General features: G+C 52.7%; 25 protein-coding genes. 10 read left to right on the top strand and 15 right to left on the bottom strand.

Annotation, left to right across the window (positions count from 1 at the left end):
• Positions 1–11 precede the first annotated feature (11 nt).
• Both GN112_RS29565 and GN112_RS29560 read right to left on the bottom strand, forming a co-directional pair.
• Complete coding sequence (locus tag GN112_RS29565; RefSeq protein WP_155313442.1) at positions 12–1,511, bottom strand: S1 family peptidase; 1,500 nt, start codon at positions 1,509–1,511, stop codon at positions 12–14.
• 11 nt (positions 1,512–1,522) lie between these two features.
• Entirely contained in the window at positions 1,523–1,846 is a 324-nt protein-coding gene (locus GN112_RS29560) for a CU044_2847 family protein (protein WP_155313441.1), read from the bottom strand.
• A gap of 259 nt (positions 1,847–2,105) precedes the next feature.
• Between GN112_RS29560 and lgt the strand changes: the two genes are divergently transcribed.
• Positions 2,106–2,969 carry a prolipoprotein diacylglyceryl transferase gene (gene lgt / locus GN112_RS29555; protein WP_155313440.1) on the top strand — a complete coding sequence of 288 codons (864 nt, stop codon included), beginning with the start codon at positions 2,106–2,108 and terminating at the stop codon, positions 2,967–2,969.
• A 2-nt stretch (positions 2,970–2,971) separates the two neighbouring features.
• On the opposite strand, the gene GN112_RS29550 is transcribed toward lgt, so the two are convergent.
• Entirely contained in the window at positions 2,972–3,466 is a 495-nt protein-coding gene (locus tag GN112_RS29550) for a DUF3124 domain-containing protein (RefSeq protein WP_155313439.1), read from the bottom strand.
• 110 nt (positions 3,467–3,576) lie between these two features.
• Here GN112_RS29550 and GN112_RS29545 point away from each other — a divergent pair, with 110 nt between their 5' ends.
• The 3 genes from GN112_RS29545 (at position 3,577) to GN112_RS35470 (ending at position 5,611) form a co-directional block, all read left to right on the top strand.
• On the top strand, positions 3,577–4,971 hold the full coding sequence (locus GN112_RS29545) for a CDP-archaeol synthase (protein WP_155313438.1): 1,395 nt from the start codon (positions 3,577–3,579) through the stop codon (positions 4,969–4,971).
• A 314-nt stretch (positions 4,972–5,285) separates the two neighbouring features.
• Positions 5,286–5,486: a type II toxin-antitoxin system HicB family antitoxin gene (locus GN112_RS29540; protein ID WP_155313437.1), complete on the top strand. Its 201-nt coding sequence runs from the start codon at positions 5,286–5,288 to the stop codon at positions 5,484–5,486.
• The gene (locus GN112_RS35470) at positions 5,486–5,611 is read left to right on the top strand and encodes a type II toxin-antitoxin system HicA family toxin (RefSeq protein ID WP_155313436.1); all 126 of its coding nucleotides are present in this window, start codon (positions 5,486–5,488) and stop codon (positions 5,609–5,611) included. Before GN112_RS29540 ends, GN112_RS35470 begins: the two co-directional genes overlap by 1 nt.
• 303 nt (positions 5,612–5,914) lie before the next feature.
• Here the strand turns inward: GN112_RS35470 and GN112_RS29530 are convergent, their stop codons facing one another.
• Positions 5,915–6,772 (bottom strand): chitobiase/beta-hexosaminidase C-terminal domain-containing protein, encoded by an 858-nt coding sequence (locus GN112_RS29530; protein WP_155313435.1) that lies wholly within the window; start codon positions 6,770–6,772, stop codon positions 5,915–5,917.
• Between the two features lie 862 nt (positions 6,773–7,634).
• A complete protein-coding gene (locus GN112_RS34955) occupies positions 7,635–7,940 on the bottom strand; it encodes a DUF1016 N-terminal domain-containing protein (RefSeq protein WP_155313434.1) in 306 nt (101 codons plus the stop codon).
• A gap of 50 nt (positions 7,941–7,990) precedes the next feature.
• Here GN112_RS34955 and GN112_RS29520 point away from each other — a divergent pair, with 50 nt between their 5' ends.
• On the top strand, positions 7,991–9,226 hold the full coding sequence (locus GN112_RS29520; protein WP_155313433.1) for an ATP-binding protein: 1,236 nt from the start codon (positions 7,991–7,993) through the stop codon (positions 9,224–9,226).
• Between the two features lie 240 nt (positions 9,227–9,466).
• Here GN112_RS29520 and GN112_RS29515 read toward each other — a convergent pair whose 3' ends face one another.
• The gene (locus tag GN112_RS29515; protein WP_155313432.1) at positions 9,467–9,970 is read right to left on the bottom strand and encodes a hypothetical protein; all 504 of its coding nucleotides are present in this window, start codon (positions 9,968–9,970) and stop codon (positions 9,467–9,469) included.
• A complete protein-coding gene (locus GN112_RS29510) occupies positions 9,892–10,221 on the bottom strand; it encodes a hypothetical protein (protein ID WP_155313431.1) in 330 nt (109 codons plus the stop codon). Before GN112_RS29510 ends, GN112_RS29515 begins: the two co-directional genes overlap by 79 nt.
• A 398-nt stretch (positions 10,222–10,619) precedes the next feature.
• On the opposite strand from GN112_RS29510, the gene modA reads away from it, so the two are divergent.
• Genes modA through GN112_RS29495 form a run of 3 tightly spaced genes read left to right on the top strand, consistent with a single transcriptional unit; the run spans position 10,620 to position 13,209 of the window.
• A complete protein-coding gene (gene modA, locus GN112_RS29505) occupies positions 10,620–11,378 on the top strand; it encodes a molybdate ABC transporter substrate-binding protein (RefSeq protein WP_155313430.1) in 759 nt (252 codons plus the stop codon).
• Entirely contained in the window at positions 11,366–12,148 is a 783-nt protein-coding gene (locus tag GN112_RS29500) for an ABC transporter permease (RefSeq protein WP_155313429.1), read from the top strand. Before modA ends, GN112_RS29500 begins: the two co-directional genes overlap by 13 nt.
• A complete protein-coding gene (locus tag GN112_RS29495) occupies positions 12,145–13,209 on the top strand; it encodes an ABC transporter ATP-binding protein (RefSeq protein WP_155313428.1) in 1,065 nt (354 codons plus the stop codon). Before GN112_RS29500 ends, GN112_RS29495 begins: the two co-directional genes overlap by 4 nt.
• 160 nt (positions 13,210–13,369) lie before the next feature.
• Here the strand turns inward: GN112_RS29495 and tsaA are convergent, their stop codons facing one another.
• Entirely contained in the window at positions 13,370–13,792 is a 423-nt protein-coding gene (gene tsaA / locus GN112_RS29490) for a tRNA (N6-threonylcarbamoyladenosine(37)-N6)-methyltransferase TrmO (protein WP_155313427.1), read from the bottom strand.
• An 89-nt stretch (positions 13,793–13,881) separates the two neighbouring features.
• Entirely contained in the window at positions 13,882–15,231 is a 1,350-nt protein-coding gene (locus GN112_RS29485; protein WP_155313426.1) for a replication-associated recombination protein A, read from the bottom strand.
• A gap of 156 nt (positions 15,232–15,387) precedes the next feature.
• Here GN112_RS29485 and GN112_RS29480 point away from each other — a divergent pair, with 156 nt between their 5' ends.
• The gene (locus GN112_RS29480) at positions 15,388–16,551 is read left to right on the top strand and encodes an amidohydrolase family protein (RefSeq protein ID WP_162459170.1); all 1,164 of its coding nucleotides are present in this window, start codon (positions 15,388–15,390) and stop codon (positions 16,549–16,551) included.
• A 35-nt stretch (positions 16,552–16,586) separates the two neighbouring features.
• Here the strand turns inward: GN112_RS29480 and der are convergent, their stop codons facing one another.
• From der to GN112_RS29460, 4 genes are read right to left on the bottom strand one after another with little or no spacing between them, the layout of a single operon-like run.
• Positions 16,587–17,972 carry a ribosome biogenesis GTPase Der gene (gene der / locus GN112_RS29475; protein WP_155313424.1) on the bottom strand — a complete coding sequence of 462 codons (1,386 nt, stop codon included), beginning with the start codon at positions 17,970–17,972 and terminating at the stop codon, positions 16,587–16,589.
• A 30-nt stretch (positions 17,973–18,002) separates the two neighbouring features.
• Positions 18,003–18,461, bottom strand: coding sequence for a nucleotide exchange factor GrpE (gene grpE / locus GN112_RS29470; RefSeq protein WP_155313423.1), 459 nt, complete (start codon positions 18,459–18,461; stop codon positions 18,003–18,005).
• A complete protein-coding gene (locus GN112_RS29465; protein ID WP_155313422.1) occupies positions 18,458–18,739 on the bottom strand; it encodes a hypothetical protein in 282 nt (93 codons plus the stop codon). The genes grpE and GN112_RS29465 overlap by 4 nt, the downstream gene beginning before the upstream one ends.
• A 14-nt stretch (positions 18,740–18,753) precedes the next feature.
• A complete protein-coding gene (locus GN112_RS29460; RefSeq protein WP_155313421.1) occupies positions 18,754–20,817 on the bottom strand; it encodes a tetratricopeptide repeat protein in 2,064 nt (687 codons plus the stop codon).
• A gap of 198 nt (positions 20,818–21,015) precedes the next feature.
• On the opposite strand from GN112_RS29460, the gene GN112_RS34650 reads away from it, so the two are divergent.
• Positions 21,016–22,272 carry a hypothetical protein gene (locus GN112_RS34650; RefSeq protein ID WP_231716904.1) on the top strand — a complete coding sequence of 419 codons (1,257 nt, stop codon included), beginning with the start codon at positions 21,016–21,018 and terminating at the stop codon, positions 22,270–22,272.
• Here the strand turns inward: GN112_RS34650 and GN112_RS29450 are convergent.
• Positions 22,187–23,206 carry a LysM peptidoglycan-binding domain-containing protein gene (locus tag GN112_RS29450; protein ID WP_155313420.1) on the bottom strand — a complete coding sequence of 340 codons (1,020 nt, stop codon included), beginning with the start codon at positions 23,204–23,206 and terminating at the stop codon, positions 22,187–22,189. The genes GN112_RS34650 and GN112_RS29450 overlap by 86 nt on opposite strands.
• A complete protein-coding gene (locus GN112_RS29445) occupies positions 23,207–25,519 on the bottom strand; it encodes an Hsp70 family protein (protein WP_155313419.1) in 2,313 nt (770 codons plus the stop codon).
• Positions 25,520–25,646: the final 127 nt, after the last annotated feature.

The following is a 25,646-nucleotide window of genomic DNA, read 5'->3' as shown; positions in this document are numbered from 1 at the left end:
AACTCCTTTTGTTAACGGAAAAAGTTCTCAAGATACATATAGAACGTTATTTCAGAGACATTAAACGCATCCCCCGGCTCGTCGGTGTTGTGAAAAATCACCTGCAGGTCGGGAAGATCGTTTAGCAACGCCGTGTATACATCACGATCAATCGGGCAAGAGGTATCCGAGCGTCGAATCACCAAATATTTTCCTTGACGATGTCCATGGAACCACTTCAGCTGCGCATTCAAGGCCTCGTCATCATCACGTGTAAAATGGTCTGGAATATCCTTTTCTCCCCAGTACAGGTTCATGTAGCCAAAAATCGATCGTTTGATTTCATTGACCTTATTGACCGCTGCAATACCACCTTCCAGAAAATGGTCATCCGGTGCCGGCATCCGGTGGGATCCAAACAGGGTCGCATTTTGCAGGTTAAACCGCGCCTGTCGCCGATTCAGCGCAGCATGAATGATCTCGATACCGGTATCGCGCTTGACGGGCAACTCGATGGCGCCTGGATATTCCTCCAGATGCAACCGCTCTCGATTGGTCTCCAGCCACGCCGAGTTTACCGCGAGCAGCACCAACCAACCCAAAATATCCTCAACACCCCGACGAACGTAGCTTAAAGCCCCCTCACCGGCATTGTTTTTTTCAAGCGCCTTGATTGCTGATTCCTTTGCCAGGCTGACCAGCATCAGGGCATCCGTAGTTTTCAATTTAACGAGCGCAGCTGAAATAGCTGCTGGACGTTTCGCATCAACGCCCTCCTTTTCAAGGAATTCCTTCTGGAAGCCATTAACCAATTCTGTTAGCCCCGGCCCGTCAAGCGTTTCAGCGATCTTCGCTTCAACCTGGTCTTTCAAATCTCCAGGAATGCTTACACCGATTTTCGTGTACCAAGTTGGATGTTTCTGGTGATACTCTTCCTGCAACGCCTCAAGATCATCAAATACGCTCAATAAGGTTGCGGCAGTCACCCCGCCGCCCCCAAGCATCGAATTTTTATCGTCGGTGAAATTGATCATCCCACAAACGCGTTTGGTTTCCATGTTAAGCACCGGCGAGCCGCTCATCCCGCCACGGATGTTGTCCATTTTAATTTTCAACATAGGGGGCTTATCATCCGAGTATCCCTTGCATTCGAAAGTTGCCGGCTCAGCATGTTGTGCTTCTTTGGGATAACCGAATGTTGATAGCCTATCGTACGTAAGACACGCCCTTCCTAAAAGAACGCATGGGGGGTGTGGTTCAGGCATGGGATGGCATTGCAAAAGCGCAACATCCTCGTCTGGCTTCCATTTATCCGGTAAGACCGTTGCTGTTGAAAAATCGTCGTTATCCTGCCAACGAACCTTGATGGTGCCCTTTGGATCACCGTAAAAATCATTTGTCTTTCGATTACCGACAACATGCGCACAGGTGACAATAAGGCCAGGGACGACAAAAAAACCGGTACCGACGGCCTGTGGAGAAGTCAATTTGACTACACATGCATGCGTGAGATCAATTACAGGATGATCCATCGATCATACCCTCACTTACCTTTGTTATCCCATTCCAATGTAATTTCCAGGATTCCTTTTCCCGCCCCTTTTACAATCATTGTTGTCAAAGCCCCGGATTCGACGGCCATCTCGACACCGAATTTCACCGTGGCCTTATCCGGTTTTGCCTTGTCCAGCGCCCCTTTCAATTCGCTGACGATCTCTTTTAACGTTTCTGAAAAATCCTTGAAGGAAAGATCATTCAACCCAGCCACATCCTCGCGCCCGGGCCCTTCTTGAGGCGTGACTTCAATTTTAATTGTAGTGCCATTAGCCAACTTTACCGGCATTGGTTCGGTTTTTGTCCGGTCCATCAGGCCTCCTACAGAGTTGAGATTATGCCAAATGAATTGTATTTGTTATTTTGACGGGAAGGTTAAAATCATGGAACATGTTGGTTTTTTAGCAAATTATATTCAGCAAAGCAACAATCGAATTTCCTATGGTGAACGCTCACCCGAAATATCCACAACGCCGTGGTTAAGAAAAAAACGGTTTTGTTGACGCTGGTCTGTGCTGAGTGTAAGGTCTGCGTGTTATTCGAATTAGGGAAAAACAAGGAGTTGATCCCGCATGGAAGAATTTCTCAACTGGTGGCAACACCTGCCGGAGCACATGGACCCGGTGATTTTTCAGATCGGCAGCTTTCGGCTGCAGTACTATGGCCTCATGTACATCGTGGCCTTTGCCTTCACCTATGGGCTGGCTGCCTGGCGCCTGCGACGCGAGGATCGCTTCCCCATCGATACCGAGCAGTTGCAGGGTCTCATCACGGCCCTGATCCTGGGGCTGATCATCGGTGCCCGCCTGGGCTACGTGATCTTCTACAACTTCTCATACTACCTGCAGCACCCCCTGGAGATCGCCCTGCCCTTTGAGTTTTCCGGTGGGCTCCGGTTTACGGGGATTACGGGCATGTCCTATCACGGCGGGCTGATCGGCGTGGTGATCGCAGCGGTGATCTTCGTGCGCAAAAACAAGCTGTCGTTTTTCAACATGGCCGATCTGATCGTCCCCTGCATTCCGATGGGCTACACCTTTGGCCGGCTGGGCAACTTCATCAACGGCGAGCTTTACGGGCGGATTACCACCCATCCCATCGGCATGTTTTTTCCCCTGGCCCCCGGGCCGCACCGGCGCCACCCCTCCCAGCTCTACGAAGCCTTTTTCGAAGGCATCGTCCTGTTCATTGTTCTGTGGACCGTAAAAGGACGCGTCCGGACCAACGGCGCCATGCTGGCCCTCTATCTCATGGGCTACGGCCTGGTACGTTTTTTCATCGAATACGCCCGCCAGCCCGACGCCCAGTTGGGGTTCGTCTTCCTCTCCTTCTCCATGGGCCAGATGCTGTGCATGGCCATGATGGTCGCCGGTGCGGGACTCCTTTTCTATCTGAGAACAGTGGCCGCGGTGGAATCCAGGAAAAAGCGCCGGTAGCATCACCGGGCAAATTCCAGCACCCGCCCCCGCGAAGTAAATGAGATTCCTTGCTGGGTCTTGGTGCTGATCATCACCGATTCGATGAGCGGCTCGGCCACGGCTTGTTGCGACTGCCAGACAACGATGAACTTGGCCCCCGAGCCGCCGCTTTTATCCGATTCATGCACCACGTAGCGTTTGGTGGCCATGGGCCCGAGGGTTATCGGGGCCTCCAGATAATGTTTCAGGAACTTTCCATCGGAATCGTAGTAATCCACCGCCGTGAGCTGGATCGGATGGCGGCGGTCCGTATTGCGGATGCTCAGGGTGGCGGCCAGGTAGAACGGCAGCTCACGGTCGCCACTGTAAATGTGCGAATAGACGGGCACATAAACGGTCTGTCCGCTGAACAGGGGCATATCGGCAAGCGCGGTTTGGATCGAGCCTCCCCACACCACGGCCAGCAACAGGCAGCAAACAGTCGACACGGCTTTCAAACGACGGCATTTCGGCATCCCGAACCTCCCTTGATTTTAAAGATTCCGCCAATGGCGGGTTGTCATATCGACAATTGCTTTGTTATCAATATGGACGACTTAAATCAATTGACAGAAAGCGCCCCGTCATGTGGATCGTACTGAAATTCCTGTTTCTGCTCTGGCTGGTCAATCTGGCGCCGCCACTCCTGTCCCTTCTATTGAAGGAACGCTTTCGCACGCCCCTCGACCTGGGATACCGGCTGAACGACGGCCGGCCGCTCCTGGGCGATCATAAAACGATTCGTGGTGTCCTGGCCGGCATCATCACCGGCGGAACGCTGGGATGGCTGATGGGATGGCCGGTGGGGATCGGATTGGGCATAGGCGCCCTCAGCATGGCCGGCGACCTGTTGACCAGCTTCATCAAGCGCCGCCTCGGAAAGCCGAGCGGATCGGTCGTTCCCGGACTGGACCAACTGCCCGAGGGGGCATTGCCGCTGCTGGTGCTGGTGCCTTACGCCCACCTCGGCGCGATGCCATCCACAATCCTGCTGCTGTTGTTCTGTGCCGGGGCCTATGCCGGGTCCTTTCTCTTCAGCTGGATTTTCCTTAACCGCGCGGCCCGGCGTTACCGCCGCAACCTCCGTCCCGGCCTGCGGTGGCGGGAGTGGCGGGCCTGCGATATGGCGTACCATCCATTGCATCCCGTGCTCAATGCCGACCGGTCCATCTTTTACCATCTGCTGATGAAAACCGCGTTTCGGGTGTTGCGACTTTATGGCCGGGGCCGGAAAAATGCATTAGATATTGGGCTGAGCCCGGTGACCTTGTATTTTGAAGATCTACCGGCCGCTTTCGACGATTATACGATCCTGTTTCTCACCGATCTGCATCTGGACGGGTTGGCGGGCATCGACATAGCGGTCGAGGCCCTGGTGGCACCGCTTGCCGTCGACCTGTGCCTGTTCGGTGGTGATTACCGGGCCAAACTGTCCGGCCCCTATTCCAAAGTACTGCTCCGCATGCGCCGCCTGGTGCACGCCATCGACGCCCGCGATGGCTGTTATGCCGTACTGGGTAATCATGACTGCATCGGAATGATTCCGCCATTGGAAAAAAGGGGGCTTCGTTTTCTGATCAACGATGCCGCCGAGCTGACTCGGGGCAAGGATCACCTCTGGCTGGTGGGAGTCGACGACCCCAACTACTATCAGGCGCACGACCTGCGGCAGGCCTTCAGCGACGTTCCCGCCGGCGCATTCAGCCTCCTGCTCGTCCATTCGCCCGATGTCTACGATGAAGCCGCATCCTACGGCGCCAGGCTCTACCTGTGCGGACACACCCACGCCGGGCAGGTACAAATCCCCGGATTCGGACCGCTGGTCACCCATTCCCGGGCCCCCCGGGAATTCATCCAGGGGCACTGGCGGTTCGGCCGCATGCAGGGCTACACGAGTACCGGGGTCGGGGTTTCGGGTGTTCCCGTGCGTTTCGGCACCGTGGGCGAGGCGGTTTTGATCCGGCTCAAACGGAAATGTTAGCTTCCGTCATAGTTGGGTTTCATCCTTCAACCCAACCTACGCGGCTTTAGCGCTATCCAGTAATTTCAGTGCATTCTGGATGCCGGATCAAGTCCGGCATGACGATCCGGCGACTTTTTACGAGACCATCAACATTGTTCTGCCGCATTTTTTCGAGAATGGAATTGGCTACCGGTGACAAAATAAGCTATTATTAGGCTACTAATGAAAGGAGTTGTCCTACTTTGCTGTCTTTAAACCCCAAAAAAAATGATAGTTTTCCACTGAATATATATCTTGTTGATAAAATTAATAAATAAACACATGGTGACGCTATGAAATTGCATGTTATTATCGAAAAAGATGAAGAAGGATATTACGTTGCCGAGGTACCTGCTCTCCCGGGATGTTTTTCTCAGGGCAAAACCGAAAAAGAAGCGATTGCGAACATAAAGGAAGCCATCGAGGGATGGCTTGAAGTTATGGAGGCCAAAAGCCCCTTTGTCCCTGAACATGCCATCGCTGTTTCTGTCTAATGGCAAAGGATCGAAAGCTCTGTTCAGGAGCCCAAGCAGTCCAAAAGCTGCAAAAAGCCGGCTGGACTGCCGTGCGTCAAAAAGGTTCGCATGTGATGCTGACGAAACCTGGCTATAGTTTTTAAGATAATGTTTTTGGCAAGGCCAGAGGGAGGAAGCTGTATAAGCCATACCGCGACGACCGATAACGCAGCCCAAAAACATTATCTTGAATGCTATATCAATGGACATTATCTATCCCCCAGCATAAGGAACTTGGCTCGGGTCTTCTTCGAAAATTGCTTCGTCAAGCAGATATCACTGTAGAAGAATTTAATAATTTGTAATGGTAGTTGATTCATTCTTCCATCTATAGACCGAGGCAACTCCCACGACGAAGCCAAGTCAGGCGGTATCCAACCCGCGAATATCAGAGTGCTCAACCGTCGTTATTGATTACGGTAATACCCATACCAGATACTGTAATCCGTGTACGTCACGCAGCCATCACCGTCGTAATCCGCAGCGGCGATAAACCCGGCGTCGCCAGTGCACTTGCCTAACGTGCTTCTGAAAACTAAATAATCTGACGTATCGATGTCCCCATCCCCATCGAGGTCTCCGAGCACCCCGCCTGCCTGACAGATAATCGTCACTTCATCCGTCGTCTGGTCCTGGCCGTCGCTCACCGTCAATGCAAGCACATATTCACCAGCTGTGTCCGGTGTGAAGGAACACTGGGCCGTATCCGCACCAGTCATGTCGCTGTCCGTGATGCCGCTTCCGGAAGGAACGGATAGTACCTTCCAGGTAAACGACAGCGACTCAGGCCCATTGTCCGGGTCATGGCTGCCGCTGCCGTCGGCTTCGGCGCTGTCACCCAGCGATACCGTTACATCGCTGCCCGCATCGGCAACCGGGGGCGTGTTGGCCGAAGTCTCGATGGTGTAGACTTCGGTGAGAATCTCACTATCATTGCCCGCCGCATCGACTGCGATCGCCCTCAGCTTAGTGGTCTGATCGATGGTTATGGCAGTGGTGTATGGCGTCGATGCTGAGGTAGGCGCCGAACCGTCAAGGGTAAAGTAGATGTCGGCGGCTTCATCGGTTGACAGTTCGACACTCTGAGTATCCGCATAGGTGCCGCCCGCGGGTGCGGCGGTTACTTGCGGGGCTGTCCGGTCGATGGTGACCGATGCGGCGGCATAGGTGGCGGTGGTGTGGACCTCATCGGTGATGACGGCATACAGAAAATAGGTGCCGTCGGCCAGAGTCGACAGATCCCACAGGGACCTCCATAACTCCATGTGTGAAAAACAAATCAAATTGTTGATTCCGAATCATATTCATCCAAATTCACTGATTATATGTTTGCTTATTATCCAGCATTTGCTTTCATGGAATTATGGTGCGTTCCCCCAGGTAAGGAGATGCCGACCAGTCCCACACCGGTCTTCCCTGTCAATTATTTATAGAGTGCATCACCTGATTTATAGAGGGAATTTGGAACTCAGATTTTAAACTTTGCATGAAATATTCCATAGCTAACCTGCCAATAGTTACTGGCAATCGTACCCCTTTGTTTTTATATCGTTTCTATTGAGCAAAATCCCATAAACTTACCAATTACCCTATCGACAAATCATATAATTTTATTCATATTAAATATGTAAATTGTTTCATATCCTTACATATTTTACACAACCCCATCCATTATGCTTCGGGCCTTTCACCTGCAGTGTGGCAAAGGGATCTGGGCTTGGTTCCAACTTCGTCCACTTACCCCCTCGTTCCCACGCTCTTGTATGGGAATGCTTGGCCGCATACGTTCCCACGCAAGAGCGTGGGAACGAGAGGTAATATGGGATCAGCCCGTTTTAATCGTTCCTCAATCCAGGTGGACGAAGCTATAACCAAGCCCAGGGATCTTGATTGCAACAAACGTAAAGGGCCACCAGTTTCATCATTGTTGGGTTTCATGCTTCAACCCAACCTACGATAGTCTGTGGCCAATCAATTACGATAGTCCATACATCTTCGAAATTACGTAGGTTGGGTTAAGCGCAGCGCAACCCAACATCGATCAATACCATTCAACAGACAATCACGATATTTCAAAAGCGTATTATTCCATTTTTCCATTTATGCCAGTTCGGTGTTCCGTCATTGTTAGGTTTCGATCTGATGGACGAGCACGTTTTTCGACCAGCCGAACTTGCGGGTCATGCGGATATAAAATTCACGTTCCAGTGGGTCCGAGCAGCGCTCCATGATGACAATGTTATGGCTCCAGCCTATTTCTCGCATCAGTGGTGCGAGTTTTTCAACATTTTGATAGGACTGGAAAAACTTTACTGGAGCATTTCGTAAAATCGGTTTTCCGTTTTTATCGTGGACGATGATATTTGTCGGGTACCGTGGAGAAGGGCCTATGTTGAGCCTATCTTCGAAAATACAAATTCGCCTCGAAATCATCGGCTTTAAAAAACTTGACTATTGATGATATGGATTTTAAAATTCCAGATATGTATATCGATAGAATGCTAACTGATAAGCTCTACACATTGGCGGCGTCTTTTCCCGCCGTTGTGATCAGCGGCGCACGTCAGGTGGGCAAGAGTACACTGCTCCAGAACACGTTGGGTAAAAATGCTGAAATCGTTGTTTTCGATCCTGTTATCGATATTGAAAATGCCCGTCAGGATCCGGAACTTTTCCTGAACAACCATCCATCACCTCTCATTCTGGATGAAATTCAATATGCGCCGGAGCTGGTTGCCTCCATAAAGCGCCGTATCGATCGCGACCGTTCTCCCGGCCAGTATATCCTAACCGGTTCCCAGCAATGGGGCGTCATGCAATCCATGTCGGAAAGCCTGGCCGGACGGGCAGTTTTTTTGGATTTGCACAGCTTCAGCCTTCCTGAAATCAACCGGCAAGGCTCTATAACGCCCTGGATGGCAAGATGGCTTCGTTCTCCTGAGGCTTTCCTTACCGAGCGTCAGACACGCCACACCATGGCCACCACGCTATATGAGCAATTGTGGCGGGGATTTTTGCCCGAAGCCCAAATTCTACCCGCCGGCGTCATTCCCGATTTCTTGAATGCATACCAGCGAACCTATATTGAACGGGATGTCCGGCTTATCGCCGACGTGGCGGACTTCCAGTTATTCGGCCGTTTCCTTCAACTGGCATGCGCATTGACCGCCCAAGAGATCAATTACAGCCAATTGGGCCGGGAATTGGGACTGACCCCACAGACCGCACAACGCTGGATTGCCATCCTGAAATCCACGTTTCAGTGGTTCGAATTTCCAGCGTATTCCGGGAATATGATAAAAAGGGTAAGTAACAAACCCAAGGGCTATATCGCGGATACCGGGCTTGCCTGCCAGGCCCAGGCGATTTCCGCGCCGGCAGTGATTGGCGGGCATCCCCTCTGGGGGGCCTTGTTTGAAACCGCCGTGGCCGCCGAGTTGAAAAAACAGGCCGCACTGTTAACCCCCAGACCCAATTTCTACCATTGGAGAGCATACAGCGGCGCGGAAGTGGACATTCTATTGGAGTATAACGGCATCCTTCATCCGATTGAAATAAAGGCCAAGACCAACCCTTCCCGCCGCGACACCATGGGAATATCCGCATTTCGTAAAAAGTACCCCAAATTAAAGATCGCCCCGGGTCTCGTTATCGCGCCTTGTGAGACAACGACCCAGTTGTCTGAATCCGACTATGCCGTGCCATGGGATTTGTTATAAACTGCAACCTTGTTAGCGAACGATTTGCTTCACCACCTTGGTACCCTTTTAAACAGCAATGGTCAGTTTTGCCGTGCGCTGGGCTGTGTGAGTACCATCAAAAGCGCTAAGGATCGGGAATTTTATTAATTGAACAAAATTGCTTGTTCTTGCGCCCGTCTTCGTCGTTGCATCAACGGCCACATACTCCCAGTATGCAACCGTTGATGCGCCTTGAAGACGAACACAAGCCCGGCGCAATTACGTCCAATTAATTTCATCCCCGATCCTAAACTTCAGTGGATATGTGCCGTCCTGGCCGAGTTGGGGGGCCAGTCGAATATCGCCGAACCATCCCCTTGATCGGTGAATGTTGCCCCTGCCGGGAGTGTGGTGCGGCCGAGAGCGTGGGGGCCGTTCCATCTCTCCATAAAAAGGATCGTCGACCTTTACATATGTGCACCCGTTGGTGGCCGTGGTGGTCAGGGTGCAGGTATCGCCGGAACAGTTCAGGGACCCCGTGGGGTTGGTCACGTCCGTGGTCAGATTGTCCGACTCATAAACCCGATATATGCCGCTCTCCGGCGTCTCCTTCGATAGAAAATCCAGAACCGCATCCCGGTCGGAAAGGTCCATCCGGACATCGTGAATCAGGTAGTGGGTATCCGTACCGGTAAGCAGGGAGGTCAGTGTCCCGCCCAGCTCGTCGGAGTGGGTAAAATCGGCCGTAAACTCCGTAAATTTTCCGGACAGGCTGCACTCCATGATCCAACGGCCGTTCCCGAGGTATCGGGCACGATATCCCCGAAATCCACCAGCAGGCTGGATGATGTGGCTGATCCGTTCACCGTGGCCCCGGTGATTTCAAAGCCGACAAGGAGACCCAATTCATTTTCCTTGATTTTGGGCTGGGCCGATTCGATCCGGAGATCGTGGGCCGTGCAGTAACCGTTGTTGGAGACCCGCCCCCCCAGGTTGAAGCCGCGTAGGCTGGGCTTGGTTCCAACTTCGTCCACTTACCCCCTCGTTCCCACGCTCTGCGTGGGAATGCTTGGCCGCATACGTTCCCACGCAGAGCGTGGGAACGAGAGGTAATATGGGATCAGCCCGTTTTAATCGTTCCTCAATCCAGGTGGACGAAGCTATAACCAAGCCCAGGGATCTTGATTGCAACAACCGTAAAGGACCACCAGCTCTCCATCGCACCACAACTCAACGTGTGTCAGTATTGGTCGGTATCGGTCGTTATTAGCCATCATATTTCATAAATAAAATTACCGTTGACACGTGATGGGCATATACCTATAAATCTGGTCAATCAGATCCAGTCCATCATCGAAATAATCAATCGGAAATCCAAGCGAAATGGTGCGCATGGGCAGGGTTCACCTCAACTTACCAAGAGGAGAAAACAATGAAACGGATTTGGGCAGTTGTGATGGTCGTTCTGTTATGGACCGCTCCGGTTCGGGCCGCCGATCTCATGGTGTTCAGCGGGGCGGGGCTCATGAAGCCAATGGAAGAGATGCGCAAAAATTTCGAGCGGCAACACGCTGTGACGGTAGATGTGCACTATGGCAGTTCGGGTGAGATCTTCGGCATGATCGCCGCGGGTCAGCCCTGTGACGTGCTGATTCCGGGGGCCGAAAAATATACCCTGGATGCCCTTGATAACGGCTGGGTGGAAAAAGAGACAATCCGGAAACTGGTGCTTCACCTGCCAGCCATTGCGGTTCCCAAAGGCAATCCCGCCAACGTCAAAGGCCTCGATGATCTGGCGCGACAAGGGGTGCGGGTAGCGATCGGCGATCCCAAGGCACCGGCCATTGGTCGCGTTTCCAAAAAACTGCTGACCAAAGCGAAGCTGTGGGAACGCGTTCAGCCCAATATCGAGGTCTATGCCCCCACGGTCAACCAGTTGCTCATCTACGTGGCCCTCAATCAGGTCGACGCCGCCCTGATCTGGAAAGACCTGACCAGTTGGGCCGAGGCCAAGGGGAAAATTGAGGTGGTGGATATCGACCCGGGCAGAAACATCATCAAAACCATCCCCACCGCGGTCTGTACCCGGACAAAAAACAGAGCGCTGGCCCTTGAATTCAACAATTACGTCGCCAGTGCCGATGGGCTGGCCATCTGGGGGAAATGGGGGTTTGAACCTTGCGCCAAATAGGGATATTCCAGATCAGCTGTATCGGCATATCCCTTTTGGTTACCTTTCTGCTGGTGTTTGCGATCGTATCTTTGTTTCTGGTGCCGGATCTTACGGATGTATGGGAAAACCTGTGGAGCGAGGAGATGCGCTTCTCCCTGAAACTCTCCATGGTAACCGGCATCGTCTCCACGCTGATGGTAATGGTGTTCGCCCTGCCGATCGGCTACGCCCTTTCGCGGTTCGATTTTCCCTTTAAAGGCTTCGTCAAGACCATTCTCGATCTGCCGGTGGCCTTCCCGGAGCTTGTTTTGGGTCTTTGCCTGCTGCTTCTTTTCGGCAACACCGTGGTGGGAGAAGTGTTCAAACGGCTGTCCATCAACCTGGTTTTCACCAAACAGGGGGTGGTGGCGGCCCAATTTTTCACGGCCCTGCCATATGCCAGCCGAATCCTGAAATCGACCTTCGATTACATCAATCCGAGGCTGGAATTCGTATCCCGCTCCCTCGGCTATTCTCAAATGGAAACGTTCTACCACGTCTCGCTGCCGTTGGCCAAAAACGGCATTCTCGCCGCCACGGTCATTTCCTTCGCCCGGTGTATCGGCACCTTCGGTACGGTGCTGATCCTGGCCGGCGGCACCTATATGAAAACCGAAGTGCTGCCCATGACCCTTTACCTCAACATCTCCTACGGCAATATGGGCATGGCACTGACCAGCGGCATCGTGCTGACGACCGTTTCTTTCATCGCCATTTTTATCTTTGAGAAGGCAGAGGTCGGAATATGAGTTTCGTCGAAATCGACAACCTGCATATCAATCTTGGAGAGTTCCGTCTCAAGGGTGTCTCGCTCTCGCTGGACCGGGGAGATTATCTGACCATTATCGGTCCGACCGGAGCCGGCAAAACCATTTTTCTCGAGAGCATCGTCGGCTTTTGGCGGCCTGACCAGGGGAATATCGTTCTGGATGGAAGGGAGCTCGTCAATGAACTGCCGGAAAAGCGACATATCGGCATCGTTTACCAGGACTATGCTCTGCTTCCGCATATGACGGTCTACCAGAATATCGCCTACGGGCTCAAGAAGCACAAACCGGGGAATATGGACGACGCGATCCGTAAGATGGCGGGGTCCCTTCACATCGACCATTTGCTGCACCGGAAACCCACCACCTTGTCCGGCGGGGAACAGCAGCGGGCCGCCCTGGCGCGTGTGCTCATCGTCGAACCGGCGCTTCTGCTCATGGACGAGCCCTTTTCAGCCCTCGACCAGCAAACGCGCCGTCGTGCCCGCCTGCTGCTGAAAGAGGCGATTCGGGATCAAACCACAACGGTGATCCACATTACCCATGATCTTGACGATGCATGGGCCCTGGCAAACAAACTGGCGGTATTCAAAGATGGCCGTCTGCTTCAGTTGGGGGCGCTGCATGAGGTGTTCAACCGGCCCAACAGCCGTTTTGTCGCCGAATTTGTGGGTACCGGTTTTTACCGCGGCACGGTGGTCTCCCGCAAAAACGGCAGCGTCGCTATCGATTTGGGGGGAACCTGTCTCCAAAGTTTCGATCAGGCCGATCAGGGCGTGCCCGTCGATGTCGCCATCCGCCATGAGGATATCCGTGTCTCCCGCAACAAGCCGGCACACGCCAACGGATTCAATGTCGTCAAAGCCACCTTGAAAAATATTGTTCCCGAAGGATCGTCGTCACTGCTCGATCTTCAGGCGGACGCCATCGCCATGCATGCCCTCATCCCGCATCGTGCCATGCACCGGTTGAATCTCCATCGGGGCGACGACGTTTATGCGTGGATCAGAAAAGAGCATGTCAATATCGTCCAGGCCGGTTGATAGGGTGGCCACATCATTTGGATTGATTTTTGTCCTTTCGCGGGCATGGCCCGCTCCTACATGCGCAAACCGTCTGGTTCTACACCGTTTTCCGTAAGAGCTGGCCATGCCTGCGACCAGACTTTTCCAATCCGGGTTCCACTGGTGAATGGATTGTATCTCATTCCGCATCTTCCCGACTCGGCAGGTTACTCTCGTCGACGATGAACGGCTTGATGTCCAGAATCGGCGTGCCGTCGATCATATCCATGCCTTTAACGTGCAAAACATTTTCTTCACGCGCCGATACGGTCACCACCGAGAGACCAATGGGATTGGGACGTCTGGGCGAACAAATACTGAACACCCCCGATGTCTGATTCCGATGGGGCGGGGTTTGTTTTAACCATTGGGGTGTAAAGGGTGCGCTTTTGTGGAAGTGAAAAAGCACGATGATCCGTTGACCGGCACTGATATCCGCAAGCCCATCGGTGTACTGCGGATCAATAACCAGTGTTCCCTCAACGTCCGACACCGTCCAGTGACGGGGAACGCTCCGGGTGTCGGTGTGTGCGGTTCCAATCGACTGAAGTCTGATCTCCATTGTTTTTCCTTATTTTTGAGGATAATCACGTATGCCTTGGCATCTTGTTGGTCTGGCAAAATATGCACTTGTCTTGATCGAGGACTGAATCACTTTTTGTCTTTCTCCTTCAACGCCCGCCACTGTTTCACGCGTCCGGCAATCATTTTCTCGTATCCCCGGTCGGTGGGGAAGTAAAACAGATTGCCGGCAATGGCGTCGGGAAGATATTCCTGAACAACATACCCGTCCTTGAAATCGTGGGCATAGCGGTACTCCTTGCCGTAGCCCAGGTCTTTCATCAATCCCGTCGGTGCGTTACGGATATGCAGGGGAACCGGCAAGGCGCCTTTTTCCCTCGCCACTTTGCGGGCCGCGTTCCAGGCCTTGTAGACGCTGTTGCTCTTGGGTGCCGTGGCCAGGTAGACCGCCGCCTGGGCCAGGGCCAGGTCCCCTTCCGGATGCCCCAGAAAACGGAAGGACGCCATTGCCCCCAGGGCGATGCGCAGGGCGAAGGGGTCGGCGTTGCCAATATCCTCGGAGGCGAAGCGCACCATGCGGCGGGCCACGTACAGGGCATCCTCGCCGGCTTCGAGCATGCGCGCCAGCCAGTACAGGGCCGCATCCGGATCGCTGCCGCGCAGGCTTTTGTGAAAGGCGGAGATGAGGTTGAAATGCTCATCGCCATGTTTGTCGTAAAGCAGGGCCTTTTTCTGAAGGGCCTTTTCCACATGGGCAAGGGTGATCGTCCTCCCCGCAGGTTCCTCGGCATTCGCCTCGGCCAAGGCCAGCGTCGCCGCCACCTCCAGATTGTTGAGGGCGCTGCGCGCATCCCCTGAAGAAATGGAGACCAGGTGCTGGCGGGCTTCCTCGGAGAGGCTCAAACCGAGACCGCCGAGACCGGCCGCCTCGTCGGCCAGAGCCCGATCGATCACCTGGCCCAGGGCCGCTTCATCCAACAGATTGAGGGTAATCACCCGGCAACGGGAGAGCAGCGCGGAGATCACTTCAAAGGACGGGTTTTCTGTGGTGGCCCCGATCAGGGTGATCAGTCCGGATTCCACATGATGAAGAAAGGCATCCTGCTGGGCCTTGTTGAAGCGGTGGATTTCATCCACGAAGAGGATGGTGCGCCGGCGCTGGAACCGGCGTTGTTTTTTGGCGTCCTCGATGGTTTCGCGGATCTGTTTGACCCCTGAAAGGACTGCCGAAAAATGGATAAAATGGGAGCGGGTCTCACGGGCGACGATGCGCGCCAGGGTGGTCTTGCCGCAACCGGGCGGTCCCCACAGGATCATGGAGAAGATGCGGTCGTTTTCGATGGCATGGTGCACCAGGCTGCCCGGGCCGGTGACATCGTTCTGGCCGAACACATCGCTCAGCCGCCGGGGGCGCATGCGTTCGGCCAGGGGCCGTTCATGGTCGGTGGCGGACTCTGCCTGTTGGTCGAATAGATCCATGGCCGGCTATATATACCACCGGCCGGCTAAAAAAAAGTCGGACCGGCGAAAATTCACATTGAGTCCAAAGAATATTCGACGTAGGTTATCCATATGGCCCTGTGGGGTCTTCTTTTATTTTGTTCCTATCCAGTTGCCATGGGAGTACAAGCCACGATGAAATGTATTTTCGCCGACCAGCTCTATACAGGCACCGACCTGCTCAGCCAGGTGTTTTTATCATTCAAAGGCACGGACATTATTGGCGCTGCCAAAACAAAACAAGCCGCCTGCCAACTGATTGGCGAATTTCCGGTGGTGACGCCGGCATTTATCGACCCCCACAGCCACATTGGTTTGTATCGTGCCGGGGAACCGGAATCCGAGGGCGAAGGCAACGAGCAGGCCAGAGCCCTATTCTTTCTGCCCGACGCCCTCGACTCCCTTCAGATGGACGACCCGGCGTTTGCCGATGCCATCGAGATGGGGGTGTTGTACTCTTGCATCGTGCCGGGCAGCGGCAACATCGTGGGCGGCTTGTCGGCCATCATTCGCCATTTTGCCAACAACAGCAGCGAGGCGCTGGTCGGCCGGGCCGGCGTCAAGGCAGCCTTTGGCCACAATCCCATGTCCACCCGGAACTGGAAAGGCGAGCGCCCCACCACACGCATGGGCGCCGTGGGCATGTTTCGGGAAAAACTCTACCAGGTGCGCGATAAGCTGGACCGCCGGCAGGCGGCCAAGGGCAAGGAAAAAGACAAAATAGAGTTCTCCGCCGAAGAACGCGTGCTGCGGGATCTGATGGCAGGCAAGACCATTTTGCGGTGCCACGTCCACAAAACCGACGATATCGCCGCCCTGCTGCGCCTGGTCGATGCCTTTGGTCTGCGGGTCACCGTGGAGCATGCCGGCGACGTGCACCAACCGGAAATTTTCACCGAGCTGAGGCGCAGAAACATTCCCGTGGCCTTTGGGCCCCTGGATTCATTCGCCTACAAAGTGGAGCTGCGCCACGAAAACTGGCGCAATATCCGCCACTTGGTCGACTCAGAGGTCTTTTTCGGCCTGATCACCGATCATCCGGTTATTCCGGCGCGCAATCTTTTGCTCACCACCCGCTGGTTGATCCGTTGCGGCTACACCAGGCAGCAGGCCATCGAAGTCATCTCCCGCAAAAACGCCGAGTTTTTAGGCATCGAAAAAAAGGTGGGCACCCTGCGAAAGGGCCGCTGGGCCTCGTTCACCTGCTGGAACGGCGATCCCTTTGATCTGACCGCCTATCCGGTGGCCGTGTTCGGCGAGGGGCGCTGCCTCTATCAACCGCAGGCAGCCAATCGTTGACGAAGCCGTGAAAAGCCCGATATCGGCATCAACGGTTATCGCTTCTCCCGGCGTCTTCGCTTCCGCCTGACCGGTGTCCGTTTCTTGTTCAGAAAATCCGGGTTTTTTCCGGTGCGCTGTTTCAGCAGCAGCCGCAGGGGGGTTTTATCCAGCTTGAAGGTCTCGCGGATCTGATTCACCAGGTAGCGCTGGTAGGAAAAATGCACGGCATCGGGAAAGTTTACAAAACTCACGAATGTCGGCGGCCGGGTGGAGACCTGGGTGGCATAGTAGAACTTGAGCCGTTTGCCCTTGTGCAAGGACGGTGGCGTACGTTCCAGGGCCTTTTCCATGACCTTGTTGAGCTGGCCGGTGGTAATGCGGACCGCATACTGGGCAAAGACCTGATCCACCACGGGAAATATCTTCGGGACGCGCTGCCCGGTCTTGGCCGACACGGTCAGGACCGGGGCGAAGCTTAAGAATTTGGCCGTCATGCGCAGGTTTTCGGTCATGCGCTTGAGGGCTTTGCCGTCCCGGTTGTCCACCAGGTCCCACTTGTTCAGCAGAAAGATCGCTCCGCAGCCACGGTCGTAAGCGTAACCGGCCACCCGGGCATCCTGGTCGGAGATGCCCTCTTCCGCATCGATGATGATCAGGGCCACATGACAGCGTTCCAGGCTGCGCAGGGCCTTGATGATGGAAAATTTTTCCAGCCGCTGGGACACCTTGCCCTTGCGGCGGATGCCGGCGGTATCGACCAGCACATAGTTTTTCCCATCGCGCGTAAACGCCGTATCGATGGCGTCCCGGGTGGTGCCGGCCACATCGCTGACCACCAGCCGCTCTTCCCCCAGGATGGCGTTGATCAGGGAGGACTTGCCCGCGTTGGGCTTGCCGATCACCGCAATGCGGATCTCATCGGGGAGTTCATCTTCGGCCGGTGCATCGGGAAAGCCGTCGGTCAGTTCGTCGAGGAAACCGGCCACCCCGTATCCATGCTCGGCCGATACGGGAAAGAGGCGATCGACGCCCAGCCCGTAGAAGTCAAACAGGGCCTTTTCCTGCCCTTCCCCGTCGATCTTGTTGACCACGTAAAAAACGGGCTTTTCCACGGTCCGCAACGTCTGGATCAGGTCGGTGTCAAAAGGGGAACTTCCCCCTTTCCCGTCAAGGACCAGAACCACGGCATCGGCATGCTCGATGGCCTGTTCCACCTGCAGGCGGATGTGCGGGGCGAAGGCGTCCACATCGCCCTCGGCAAAACCGCCGGTGTCCACCAGGGTAAAGGCCTTGTCGTTCCAGCGGGCATCCCCGAAATTGCGGTCCCGGGTCACACCGGGCAGATCGTCCACAATGGCGTCCCGGCTGCGGGTGATTCGATTGAACAGGGTCGACTTGCCCACATTGGGCCGGCCGACGATAGCTACGATGGGTTTCATGGGGTATCTATCCGCTTACCGGAGCTTGGGTTACTCATCGTTGAAAACCGTAATCACTTCGGCTTTTCTGAGAACTCTTCCATTTTTCTTATTCACATACCCCTTTTTTACCACGGAAAGGATGGTCTCGTTCCTGGATCCCGGGGCAGAACGGGTGTCGACGATTTTACAATGATCGATTCGGGCCATGTCTTCAGGAAATTCGATTTCAACCAGATCCCGGGTCTGCAACAGTCGTTTGAGCTTTTTATGGACAGAACGGATATTTTTGGAAAGCATGCGGGCGCTTTTATCAAATTGATCCTGTTTGGCTTCGATCGTTTCATCGATGTTCTCAAATGCATCAAGCAGTGTAAGTAATTCAAGGATCAGGTCTGCTTCCCTTTTGCGAAACGATTCGCGCGATTCCTTCAGGCGATGATCGAGTTCGGCAATCCTGCGCTGGAACTCGATCAGCTTCTGTTTAAGAAACGCCTTTTTGGAATTCATGCCTCTTCATCGCCAATCGAAAGGCGCTTCAACCCGGCAATCGACCCTCGATCGGACATCACCCCATCCAGGCTGGGCAACGATCGCCTGACATCATCCCAATGGATGCAATGGATAAATTCTTGAACGGCGGCGGATACGGGATCCAGCAACATTTTCTGGGCTTGCGCCAATTCCCGTCCGGTGTATTTTTTTTCACGCATTCCCCGGGCTACCGCCTGGATGATCTCTTTTTTGGTTGCATGGGGATCAACATTCAAAACTGTGTACGGGTTCATTCGCTCACCATCGATCAGTTCATGTTTAAATGCATTTCCAATTTCGTCATGATGGGTTGATCGGCATCCACCGATGTTCCCCATTGATACAGATCGTTAATCAGCATCATTTTTTCCTGTTCCTCCCAACCGCATCTTCCAATTTGATCCAATGCATCCTCGATGAATTGAAAATATTGATCCCGGACTTCATCGTATTCGGATTCCCTGGCGATACGACTGGCTTTACCCAATTTCATTCGATCGAAGGCGTCGCACACGGCCTTAATTTCCTGGTTGATTTCGCCGCTCTCGCTCGCCTCTCGCGCCATCTCATTTTCCGGATCGAGTTTCAGGGCCCTGTTGATAATACCATTCAAGGCTTTGGGAGCCAATTTCCTTTCGTTGTACATCGATATCGCCCGGCGAGTCATCACCAGGGACAATGCTTTCTCCAACACTTTCGAGGGACGCTGACGATAAATGGCGGACAGGACATCTTCGAAAGGTTTTAAGGACGGCCACTCTTCGAAGTCCAACGCTTTCTGGATCAATTTCTCCTCCAAGGCCGGTGCAACATCGAAAAGGGCCGGTGCGGACAGGAAAAATCGACCTGCCTGGACATCTTCGTTGTCAAGGCAATGGCAACCATATTCGAAACTGATCAGATTGAATGCGTAATCGATGAAAGCATCCTTTTTCCGATCCTGTGGTAAATCCGTAAACAGGCAAACGGCCTTTTCGTAGTCATGGTTTTTCAAGTGGTATAGATATCGACCCGCGGCCGAATAGAACGCCCCGGTTTCCAGATACCGGTGCTTGTCTTGAAAAAAGGATTCGTTCTCACGGATGAGAGAGAGGAATTCCTCGGACCGGTCGAGAAGAGCCGCCAGCCTCGGGGTAAAAATAAAATCGGTCCGGCTCCTCTGATGCTCCATTATTTCACGGATGGTTTGAATCAATTCCGTATCGATGGTGAGTTCGGTCAACACCCGGCGGCCGTTTTGTTTCCCCTTGGCCTTTTTTATCAAACTTTCGGCCATGGCAATCAGTTTCCGGCGAACCTGCTGGCGCTTACCGGCATTGTCGCCAAAAGACGTTGCAATCAGCGGCGAATAGATCGCAGGCAGCCAGTAGAGCAACATCGTATGAAGATGCCGGCCGTTCGCACCGGCAGTTTTGAACCCTACTTTCGCCTTGAGTGCCAAAAGATCCGGCGTCAACGGCAATGCGGAGGTTCCAAGGATCTTTTCGATGGTATGAAAATCCTCTTTTTCCCAAAGTTCCTCGATCCAGGCGAATACGGCATGTTCATGGATGGTTTTGATTTCGTCTCGTCGACTTTGACCAAAAAACGAATCCGCCTTGTGCATCAAAAAAGAAACATCGTCGTGGATCGAAGCCAAATCCGCTTTCCGATTCAATCGATCCACGAGATCGGCAGCCAATTGCCGGGCAACCAAATGTTTTTGTTCCGTAAAGCGGCTGTCCTGAACATCCACCTCGTCCCAGGCACGAAGTCCTTGGGCGAGAAAACCGGATTGAACCAGCGCGAAACCGTAATCGTAACGGGCCCCTGAACCAGCCAGGGATACGTCTTTAAAAATGTTCAACGCTTCCGCATAGCGGCCGGCTTTGACAAAGCAGCGCGCACTTTTTATCAGCATCGATTCCCGGGATGGGTCATCCGGTTCACAAACCGCTGCATAACATTTTGCCGCTTTTTCAAAATCGCCGGCCGTTTCAGCGCTCCGGGCACTGGAAAAAGCGTCTCGACGGGTCAGTTTCCCCTCGATGGCCTCGATTTGCTGGGTAACCCACGGTTCGTTTAAAACGGCGTTGGCCCGTTGAAACGATGTCAAGGCCGAATCGAGGGTTCCCTTTTTCACCGCTCTGCACGCCTTTTTTACCAGTTGCTTGGCCTGACCGATTTTCACTTCTTGCCGGCAGCGGGTGATCTTGTCGGCAATATCATCACGGTTCAATTCTTTTTGAACGGTTTCGAATGTTTTCAAGGCCAGAGCAAAGTTTCCGCAACGTAAAAACTTCTCCGCCTTTGCCAGGGTGGCCTCAATGTTCGTGCTCTTTTTTTTCTTCATTGCAGCCCTTCCGCCAGTTGAATTTTTACTGATTATAACGGATTTTGGGGAGTTTGATTCCAATAAGCCGAACATACAGTGGCCTATCCCCCGACAAAAACACAACATGTTGATATTATTGAAGATTTGAGTCTAGACTTTTTACTAATAATTTTATATAGTTAGAGACACATCCCGCCAAAGGAGGTCTCTAACTATATGGGAATAGCAGATACAAGATCCGCTAACCGAAACAACAGAATCATATGTTTGCCCTTTTCTCAAGGCAATTATGAATGCAACATACTCAACCCGGTTGATTTCAGAACTTCCGTAAACAAAAGGATCGAACTGTTTCCGGAATTATTCCCGGCTGAAATCGAAAATGGATATCGGATGAAGGATCTTTATTACTCAAAAAAACAATCCATATGGATCCGTCGAATTAAAATATCCGGTGTTGCTTACACCATTCGTCCTTCATTTGTACTGCCATACCTCGTTGGATTTGTTGACGAAATCGAAGATGCAATGTTTTTTAGAAAGTTCGACATACCATTTTGGGCCATAAGTCGTGTTTTCGGAAAAGATCCCATGTATTGGTATCGAATCGAACAATCTATCGGGCGAAACAGCATTGTCGGAACAACTGTCCGAAATCCTCAAGATGTTCCCGAACATCTTGCCGCTGATGAAAAGCATACTCGAATTTTAGGTGAAAAAACGTATGTGGCCACGACAGTTGGTGATGGCTGTATTCTCGGTGCAGCCGTTGCCAAAGACGCCGGAGAACAAGCGTTAACAGATGCGTATCAAGTGTACAAACAAGAGGCCCAGTGTATAAAGCCGGAATATTCACCGGAAACCGTGAATATGGACGGCTGGAAAGCCACCCGAAATGCGTGGCAATTCCTCTTCCCGGCAGTAGTTATCATTTGCTGTTTTCTTCATGTGTTTATCAAAATTCGTGACCGTGCCAAAAAGAAATACCGAGATATTTTTGAAAACGCCGCATCAAAGCTATGGGAGTGTTATCGCGCTGAAAGTAAGGCATCGTTTTCCCAAAGAATAAGAAGGTTGTACGAATGGTGCGAAAAGAATGCTGTGCCATCCGTTATCATAGATCCCATAACGAAGTTACGGAAAAACATTGCCGCCTATCGTGTTGCCTACGATCATCCTAAAGCACACCGAACCAGTAACATGGTTGACCGGTTGATGCAAAGAATGGATCGCCACCTGTACAGTACCCAATATTTTCATGGATCGATGGATGCAGCGCAGTTGAGTATTCGAGGATGGACGCTCATCAATAATTTTTCACCATACAATCCTCGAACGGTTAAGTTGCACAATGGATTTAAAAGTCCGGCGGAACAGCTAAACCAATTCAGATATCACAACAACTGGTTGCAAAACTTGTACGTTTCGGCTTCTTTGGGTGGGTACCGGAGACCTCCCCAAAATCCGATATAATCAGAATTTTTATTTTTCTTCCGGGGCGTATCCGTACCCTCGGTTCGGCATCCAATGACAATGGCAAACACGACTTGCCGGGGCAATACCGCATTTTGATGGACACGGGGGTATCACCGGGACGGGCCGTGTACAGCCAATAGCGGCGATTGTCCTCGAAAACGATAATCTCCTTGTAAATTTGCCGGGCCTGGTCGGCATCCTTGAGCAGTTTAATCCGGTCCTTTTGACTCATGCGATAAATGGACAGTTCCGGATTATGGTGCAAAACAACCGGGTAGTAATAACCGGCACCGTAAAACCTGCGGGCGATGCCCCATAAGGTGTCGGTATCCGTCGCCTGATAAACATGGAAAGCATGACCCATAGCGATAGGATTGGAAAGCTCGGTTGCGACATCCACCGTATCGTCAAGCGATTCGGGATGTGGTTGGGAAGCAGGCGCTGTTTCCCGATGCCCATCCACGGGTAATGGATGATCTCCATCCGTTTGCAACGGCGGCTTCTCCACCGATCGTTTGCCTTCCGTCTCCAGGTGCTTTTCAATCAAAGATGCAAAGCGTTCCTGTTTTTCATGGGCAGCATCCAATCGGGACGCCACCCTTTCCACCTTATGACGAAAAATCGTCTGCTGTTCTTTCACAAGGGCTTCGATGGTCCAAAACCGGTATACCCCCACTGCGAATATAAAGACCGCCGATGCGACCAGAATCCCCCAAAAGAAGGATGATGCGGTCCGCTTTTCAGATATAAGGCGGTTCTCTGCTGGTTCTGTCACCGCACCATTACCACCACCACCACCGGTGGCGACGGCTTCTTCCAATTCGTCGAGAACCCTGAAACAAGTCAGGTCGGCCCCACATTGGGGACAGGTTTCTTGATCCGTTGGAATATGCTCCCGCTCACAAACGGGGCAGACCATCTCCGCTTCCATCTAACGTCTGATATCCTTGTAAACGGTTCCGGTCTGCGAATCGTATTGATCCAAGACCTCATGGGCGATGGGCAAAATCTCCTCGAGTTTCGAGCTGACCCGGTCGATCTTGGCTTCCCTGTAGCTTCGGGCAATGCCGGAAAGCGCATTGAAAAACAGGGAGGCTTTGGCCGGTTCATGCAACTCGCAGCACTCTCCGGCCTTCTCGATGGTCATCAAGGTGTTGATCCAGCCCAGTTTGTCCAAAGCGCTGTCCAATGCATCGTGGGCCGCCAGCGTTTCCTCATAGGTGCCCTTTTCATCCATGGCAGTAAGATGTTTGATCCGTTTTTGTATTTTCGCTTTGTCTTTCTCTTCAATTAATGGTCCGAAACTACTCAACGCGCCTTCGGCATAGTAAATCAACGATGTGGGGGTGGTATCCGTCTCCGCCAATCGGGCGGCCTTGTCGATCTGCATCTCCGCCGATTCATAGGCCGGGATATTCACTTCGCCGGTTTCCGGATCGATCACGAGATCGATTTTTCGGATCGTGGAGAGCATGCGGCGGGTCAAATCATTGATCGTATACGTATCATGACCGTTTTGGTTGGTCGCATCGATCAACTTTTCCATGGAAAGAAATAATTTCTCATCCGCTTTTCCGCGGGACAATGTCTTCGATAATTGGATGTGGGGCAATTCCGTTACTTCGGCGGCCACCTCAACGAGGTTGTTTTCATCTATTTTCAAGGTGATCTCTATTTGATACGGCTCTTTCTCATTGTTTTTCTTTTCTTCCACACCCAGCCACAAATCACCGATGGACTCTTGCTTGTCATTCACGATGTTGAAAAATTTCATATGGACCAGTTTCTGATCCTCATGAACCAGCGTAAACGTTTCGGTCTTCTCACAAGGAAGGGGTGTGTTCTTCTCAATCAGCAAGTAGCGTTCATTGTTTTCAAGATGGATATAATAATCGTGGGCCGCCGCATGCACGATGTCGAAAACACCTTCGGAAATCATGTACGTCTGTAAGTCGAATCCACAACCGTTGCAGACCTCGTCCGCCTGGGAAACGGTCTTCCCGCATTGAGGGCATTCATAGGTGTCGGAAAGCCGGTGGCTCAATATGGCGGCACCTTCGGCGATGGCCAGCATGGGTCGTTCGTGAAGCATCACTTTTTGCTTTCCGAATTCGGTTTCCATTGCCGCGACCACCGCCGGAATCCGCGAACTGCCCCCCACAAGCAATACCTTGTCGATCAGATCGGCTGTAAAATGAATGTCTTCCAACAGCCGGCGGGTCAGCGTAAGCGTGCTATCGATGATCGGAGCGATCATCTCATCAAAGCGTTCGCGGGTCAGCTCCACATCGATGTCGATTCGGTCGCCGTCATCATCTTTCAACAGGGCCGGCAGTTCAATATAGGCGCTATCGTCGTCGCTTAGCCGGATCTTGGCCTTCTCCACGGCCACTTTCAGCTCCCCCAGGAAAAGGTTTTTGTTCCCTTCATCCTGGCCGGCGATCAGGGCGTTGATATCGTCAACGCCGTATTCCCGGGCGGTTTCGTCAAGTACGAAAGCCATGATTGCGGAATCGATATCCTCGCCGCCCAACCACATGTTTCCGCCTTTTCCCTGTTCGATGAACTGTCCGCCACTGATGGTCAGTACGGACAGATCAAAGGTGCCGCCACCGAAATCGAATACGAGTACGGTGGTGGCATCGTCTTTTCCCATTGTATCCACACCAAAGGATATGGCCGCCGCCGTCGGTTCGGGCAACAACCGTCGAACTTTCAATCCGGCAAGCGCCGCAGCGGTTCGCGTGGCATGTTTCTGCTTGTCGTTGAAATAGGCAGGCACCGTGATGACGGCAAAATCCACGTCGGCGCCAAGTTTTTTTTCCGCATCCGATTTCAGTTTTCCGAGAATTTTGGAGGAAATTTGCTCCGGCGTGTATTCGTTCCCGCCCAATACCACCGCCAGGCTGTTGGACGTGCCCCTGGAATGGCCGGCAATCCGATAAGGACATTTTCGGTCGGCAATTATTTTCTGTATCTCCGGATCGCCAAGATTGCGTCCCATCAACCGCTTGACGGCCGTGATCGTATTGGCCGCATCTTGCTTCATCCAGTCCAATGCATCCCGCCCGACAACGAATTGCGTTTTGCTGCCGAATTTCAGTAATTTGCTTTTCTTTTTGGCGGACACACAAGATGGGGTCAGCATTTCACCGTCTTTGTTGGTAATGATTTCCAAATGGGTGGTTTTTATTCCCATTACGGAATTTGTGGTCCCCAGATCGATACCAATGGATCTTGCCATTTTTTCTCCGTAACAGTTTGAAAGAAAGTAAAATATTGGATAAGAGACTGCGTTGATGGAAACAGCGTGAATTTTTCAGGAGCTCGTTTCCACACTTCATGGCTATATACAATATATTGTGCTTGAT

Origin of the sequence: Desulfosarcina ovata subsp. ovata (assembly GCF_009689005.1) — a bacterium.
In the GTDB taxonomy this organism is placed as follows: domain Bacteria; phylum Desulfobacterota; class Desulfobacteria; order Desulfobacterales; family Desulfosarcinaceae; genus Desulfosarcina; species Desulfosarcina ovata.
Note: the sequence above shows the minus strand (reverse complement) of the source record. Positions and strands in the feature narration are given on the sequence as shown.

What these genes read in the sequence shown, in the direction of transcription:
- grpE (WP_155313423.1), bottom strand. Translation starts at nt 18,461, where the DNA reads ATGAATTCCAAAAAGGCGTTTCTTAAACAGAAGCTGATCGAGTTCCAG.
- GN112_RS29550 (WP_155313439.1), bottom strand. Translation starts at nt 3,466, where the DNA reads ATGCCGAAATGCCGTCGTTTGAAAGCCGTGTCGACTGTTTGCTGCCTG.
- GN112_RS29465 (WP_155313422.1), bottom strand. Translation starts at nt 18,739, where the DNA reads ATGAACCCGTACACAGTTTTGAATGTTGATCCCCATGCAACCAAAAAA.
- lgt (WP_155313440.1), top strand. Translation starts at nt 2,106, where the DNA reads ATGGAAGAATTTCTCAACTGGTGGCAACACCTGCCGGAGCACATGGAC.
- GN112_RS29445 (WP_155313419.1), bottom strand. Translation starts at nt 25,519, where the DNA reads ATGGCAAGATCCATTGGTATCGATCTGGGGACCACAAATTCCGTAATG.
- GN112_RS29540 (WP_155313437.1), top strand. Translation starts at nt 5,286, where the DNA reads ATGAAATTGCATGTTATTATCGAAAAAGATGAAGAAGGATATTACGTT.
- GN112_RS34650 (WP_231716904.1), top strand. Translation starts at nt 21,016, where the DNA reads ATGGGAATAGCAGATACAAGATCCGCTAACCGAAACAACAGAATCATA.
- GN112_RS35470 (WP_155313436.1), top strand. Translation starts at nt 5,486, where the DNA reads ATGGCAAAGGATCGAAAGCTCTGTTCAGGAGCCCAAGCAGTCCAAAAG.
- GN112_RS29480 (WP_162459170.1), top strand. Translation starts at nt 15,388, where the DNA reads ATGAAATGTATTTTCGCCGACCAGCTCTATACAGGCACCGACCTGCTC.
- GN112_RS29530 (WP_155313435.1), bottom strand. Translation starts at nt 6,772, where the DNA reads ATGGAGTTATGGAGGTCCCTGTGGGATCTGTCGACTCTGGCCGACGGC.
- GN112_RS29515 (WP_155313432.1), bottom strand. Translation starts at nt 9,970, where the DNA reads ATGGAGTGCAGCCTGTCCGGAAAATTTACGGAGTTTACGGCCGATTTT.
- GN112_RS29520 (WP_155313433.1), top strand. Translation starts at nt 7,991, where the DNA reads ATGTATATCGATAGAATGCTAACTGATAAGCTCTACACATTGGCGGCG.
- GN112_RS29460 (WP_155313421.1), bottom strand. Translation starts at nt 20,817, where the DNA reads ATGAAGAAAAAAAAGAGCACGAACATTGAGGCCACCCTGGCAAAGGCG.
- modA (WP_155313430.1), top strand. Translation starts at nt 10,620, where the DNA reads ATGAAACGGATTTGGGCAGTTGTGATGGTCGTTCTGTTATGGACCGCT.
- GN112_RS29565 (WP_155313442.1), bottom strand. Translation starts at nt 1,511, where the DNA reads ATGGATCATCCTGTAATTGATCTCACGCATGCATGTGTAGTCAAATTG.
- der (WP_155313424.1), bottom strand. Translation starts at nt 17,972, where the DNA reads ATGAAACCCATCGTAGCTATCGTCGGCCGGCCCAATGTGGGCAAGTCG.
- GN112_RS29485 (WP_155313426.1), bottom strand. Translation starts at nt 15,231, where the DNA reads ATGGATCTATTCGACCAACAGGCAGAGTCCGCCACCGACCATGAACGG.
- GN112_RS29450 (WP_155313420.1), bottom strand. Translation starts at nt 23,206, where the DNA reads ATGGAAGCGGAGATGGTCTGCCCCGTTTGTGAGCGGGAGCATATTCCA.
- GN112_RS29560 (WP_155313441.1), bottom strand. Translation starts at nt 1,846, where the DNA reads ATGGACCGGACAAAAACCGAACCAATGCCGGTAAAGTTGGCTAATGGC.
- tsaA (WP_155313427.1), bottom strand. Translation starts at nt 13,792, where the DNA reads ATGGAGATCAGACTTCAGTCGATTGGAACCGCACACACCGACACCCGG.
- GN112_RS29495 (WP_155313428.1), top strand. Translation starts at nt 12,145, where the DNA reads ATGAGTTTCGTCGAAATCGACAACCTGCATATCAATCTTGGAGAGTTC.
- GN112_RS29545 (WP_155313438.1), top strand. Translation starts at nt 3,577, where the DNA reads ATGTGGATCGTACTGAAATTCCTGTTTCTGCTCTGGCTGGTCAATCTG.
- GN112_RS34955 (WP_155313434.1), bottom strand. Translation starts at nt 7,940, where the DNA reads ATGATTTCGAGGCGAATTTGTATTTTCGAAGATAGGCTCAACATAGGC.